Raw genomic sequence first — 764 nt, forward strand, 5'->3', positions numbered from 1 at the left:
TGCCGCAGGCTGCGATCTTTTGATTTGTTCTTTAGTCAACGCGCCGCCAGACACTCGCCAACCAAGGCTGCTGCTCCCGCGGCAGCCCCGCTGGCCGATAATAATGCTCCAACTCCACAAACCCCGCTTCAGTCAGCAACTGCTGCCACGCCTGAAGATCGTGATACGCCCCATACCGCGGCCCGTTCCAGCCTTCCTGGTTCTCGCCCCGGGGATTGGAACTGAACAGCACACCACCCGGTTTCAGTGCCTCGCGCAATTGCGTCAACACCCGAGGTAACTCCTGGCGCGGGATGTGGAACAACACTGCGTTGGCAAAGATCCCGTCGAATCGCTCGGCCGGCAGATCGAGCTTCAGGAAGTCCTGCTGCCAGACCTCGCATCCACTGTCCTCTCGGGCCATCTGCGCAAATTTTTCCGAACCGTCCAGGCCGACTGCCTTGTGGCCCATGCGCGTGAAGGTCTGTAAATCGCGACCGGGACCGCAGCCGAAATCGAGAATGTCGAGCGGCGCCTCGCCCTGAATATGCCGCAGCAGCGCATCGATGTTCTGGCTGACATCGTGGTCGCGGGTGCCTTCGCGAAAACCTTCGGCCACTGAGTTGTAATGACCCAGGGTGGTTGCGGTGATCTGCTGGAGGTCGTCGGGGGTTTGTTTCATGGTTGGCTGCGCAGAAAAGGAGATGCGCGAACTATAAGCGCTTTCGCGCTTTAAAAGATCGCAGCCTTCGGCAGCTCCTACATTTGGAATGCGATCCCCTGTA

The 764-nt window shown here is 59.2% G+C and carries 1 protein-coding gene; it reads right to left on the bottom strand.

The window, feature by feature from the left end:
* Positions 1-31: 31 nt before the first annotated feature.
* A complete protein-coding gene (locus tag ACW9JC_RS30375) occupies positions 32-661 on the bottom strand; it encodes a class I SAM-dependent methyltransferase (protein WP_457459680.1) in 630 nt (209 codons plus the stop codon).
* Between the last annotated feature and the right edge of the window lie 103 nt (positions 662-764).

It is taken from the genome of Pseudomonas sp. SDO5591_S426, assembly GCF_054070755.1.

What these genes read in the sequence shown, in the direction of transcription:
- ACW9JC_RS30375 (WP_457459680.1), bottom strand. Translation starts at nt 661, where the DNA reads ATGAAACAAACCCCCGACGACCTCCAGCAGATCACCGCAACCACCCTG.